Genomic DNA, 3045 nt, shown 5'->3' on the forward strand with positions numbered 1-3045 from the left:
CCCTGCGCGGACTCCTCCTCGGCACGCACATCGGCAACAACGGGTGGATCGCGGTCCTTGGGCACGAGCTTCGGCTCGAAGGAGCCGTTGCGGTCCCGGGGAATGGCCACGGTGACCGCGCCGGCGTCGGTCAGCACGGTCTTCGGTCAGGTCCCGTTACGGCTGTTGCCCGAGCCGCGGCCGGCCGGATCGTGCCTCTCATAGCCGAGATGTTCGCTCATTTCGGCGTCCAGGGCCCGCTCGAGCACGGCCCGAGTGACCTCGGTCAGCAGCCCGCCCTCGCCCAGCAGAGCGGCTCCGGAGGCGTCGGCGCAGCCCATCAGACCCTCGACGACCTCGTCCACCAGCCTGCGTGGCCACCGACATCACGGGCGTCTCGGGCCGGGCCATGCTGGAGGCCCTGATCGGCGGGGAGCGGTCCCCGGAGACGCTGGCGCAGATGGCCAGGGCCCGGATGCGAACCAAGATCCCAGATCTCGTCGAGGCTCTGACCGGCCACTTCAGCGACCACCACGGGTTCGTCTGCCGCATGCACCTGGACCACTATGACCATCTCACATCCCAGATCAAGCAGGTCAGCGACCGGAGCGAGGAGGAGATCGCGCCCTTTCAGCTGCAGTTGAGCCGGCTGGAGACCATTCCCGGGGTCAGCCGCCGGGTGGCCGAGGCCATCGTGGCCGAGACCGGCGCGGACATGACCCGCTTCCCATCGGCCGGACACCTCGCCTCATGGGCCGGGGTCTGCCCGGGCAACAACGAGTCCGGCGGCAGACGCAAGTCCGGCCGCACCCGGCACGGCAACCGGTGGCTGGGCGGTGCTCTGGGCACCGCCGCGATGGCCGCCGCCCGCACCAAGGACATCACCTACCTCGGCGCGCTCTACCGCCGGCTGGCCGGACGCTGGGGCAAGAAGCGGGCCCTGGTCGCCGTCGAGCACTCGATGCTCGTCTCCGTCTGGCACATGCTCACCCACGACGGCGACTACGCCGACCTCGGCGGCAGCTACTTCCTCCAACTCGACCCCGACCGCGCCGCCCGCCAGGCCGTCCAGCGACTCCACCAACTCGGCTTCCAGGTCACGCTCAACCCCCGGGAGGCTGCCTGATCCCCGTCTGCCGGGAGTGGACTTCAGGTTGTTTTCGGGTCAGGTAGAGCGTCATCCATCGCCAGGCGCTCCCCAAGGCCCAGGCATGATGTTCTCCGGGAGCCGTCGGCAGACGTTATTGAAGGAACCGGCGAGTGCGCGGGTCACCGAATGCGCATCGGCCTGCGGAAGGTCAAAGACGTTAACGGGTGGCGTACGTATCAACACGCAGGGCACGCACGACTCCCCCTCCCAGTGTTGAGTGCGCACCGCCTGCGGCGCACCGCTGCGCAATGATCTACCGGCTGCGCAATCGGCTTGATGTCTGCGCAATGCCGCGCTGAGCTGCGGTTTCTCTCTCAATTGCGCAGCCGCCAGCTTGCTCGCCATTGCACATCTCCAAGGCGTGTTCCTTACCCCTGCGCCTGCGCGTGGTGGCGGGTTAGCGCCTGCCAGCGCCGTTCGAAGTCGGCTGCCTGCTCTGCGACGTACTCCGCTGTAAGGGGCCGGTTGTGCTGCGCGGTGATCCCGCGGTCTGCGCACTTCTGCGCAATGGCGTCGAGGGACGGAGTTTCATTGCGCAACCGGTGCCCCGCCCAAAGGCTGTAGACACGGAACGGCAAGAGGTAGCGGCGCAGGGTGGACGGACTGACGGGCTTTCCGCCGCGGCCGGTCATGCCCTTCGTCCCAGCGAGGTAGGCAGAGAGCTGCTCGGCCTTGGGCTCCTCGCCATGCTCGGTCTGGTACTCGGTCCAGGCGAGGTAGTAGCGGTCGACAGTCGTGAGCCCTGCGAGCTCCCCGATCGCGTCGTCCTCGGCGGGCGGTTCGTCAATGGAGGCACTCACCCGAAGACTTCGCGTCTCCTGAGCGGGGCGAGCACCAGCCCCGGCCCGTGTCCACTCAGACTCTTCCTCGTTCAGCAGGGGCGCGCCGACAGCTCGCTCGTCGGCGGGCGGCTCCGGCTCGTCGAACTCGCGCTGCCGGAAAGCGGAGATGAAGGACTCCAGGTCTGCGCCTGTGATGGGCTGGCCGTTGCCGCCGGTGATCTGGTCCCGCTGGTAGACGTACGTGGCGAGTTCGGCGGCATCGGGGTAGGTCCCGCGCTCCTGCGCGTAGGTGAGCCAGGCGTTGTAGAAGTAGTCGAACCATCCGCCGTCCGCGTCGTGCAGCGCTTCGGGCTCGCTCCCCCGCTCGACTGCCGACCTGTAACGCTGCCGGAAACTCCTTAGAAGGGGTTCAAGCTGCTCGGCAGACAGCGGCCTGCCGGCCGCAGTGGCGATGCCGTACTGGTCTTGGAGCCACACAGCGAACTGCGCGCTCGTTGGCTCGAGCCCGAAGGCTGCCAGCCAGTTCTGATAGGCGGTGGCAAGGTGCTGAGGATTCCCATGGTCCGCCATGCTGCGCGACGCCGCTGAGGCTGCGGTTCGCCGCTGCTCCACGAGGTCAGGCTGCGCGCCGCGCACCGGCGCGAGTTCCTGCACCTGGGCAACGTGAGCGTCGACTTCCGGGCTTTGCCGCTGGGACGGAAGCGGGGGCAGCTCGGCAGCGAATTGAATCGGCGGCTCGTCGATCCCCGCGGCAGCCAGCCCTGCCTGGGCCGTCTCGGCCAAGGGAACGCCGTAGCGGGCCAGCCGCAGCGGCATCAGGGACTCCGCCGGCGCCCTACGTCGCCAGGCGCGGCCAAAACGGGAGTGAAGGCTCGCCTGGTAGACGAGACGTTCCTGCTCCAGCTTGATGACCTGCTCGTACGACCGCAGCTCCCACAGCTTCATACGGCGCCATAGCAGGAAGGTCGGCACCGGGGACAGCAGCCAGCGGGTGAGCCGCACGCCCTCCATGTGCTTGTCGGCCGTGATGTCCGCGATCCGGCCGATCGCGTGCCGGGCCGCCTCCACGGCGACGATGAACAGGACCGGGATCACACCGTGCATGCCCACGCCCAGCGGGTCCGGCCAGGCCGC

The 3045-nt window shown here is 68.6% G+C and carries 2 protein-coding genes and 1 pseudogene; 1 reads left to right on the forward strand and 2 read right to left on the reverse strand.

What is annotated here, in order from left to right:
- A pseudogene (locus ABZZ74_RS53405) lies at window positions 1-347 on the reverse strand (transposase); the annotation flags it as partial.
- A gap of 5 nt (window positions 348-352) precedes the next feature.
- Between ABZZ74_RS53405 and ABZZ74_RS53410 the strand changes: the two are divergent.
- The gene (locus ABZZ74_RS53410) at window positions 353-1105 is read left to right on the forward strand and encodes a transposase (RefSeq protein ID WP_356951343.1); all 753 of its coding nucleotides are present in this window, start codon (window positions 353-355) and stop codon (window positions 1103-1105) included.
- Between the two features lie 392 nt (window positions 1106-1497).
- Here the strand turns inward: ABZZ74_RS53410 and ABZZ74_RS53415 are convergent.
- A partial coding sequence (locus ABZZ74_RS53415; protein WP_356951344.1) for a DUF2637 domain-containing protein occupies window positions 1498-3045 on the reverse strand: 1548 nt, incomplete at its 5' end.

The organism is Streptomyces sp. NPDC006476 (assembly GCF_040612015.1).
Lineage (GTDB): Bacteria > Actinomycetota > Actinomycetes > Streptomycetales > Streptomycetaceae > Streptomyces > Streptomyces griseorubiginosus_B.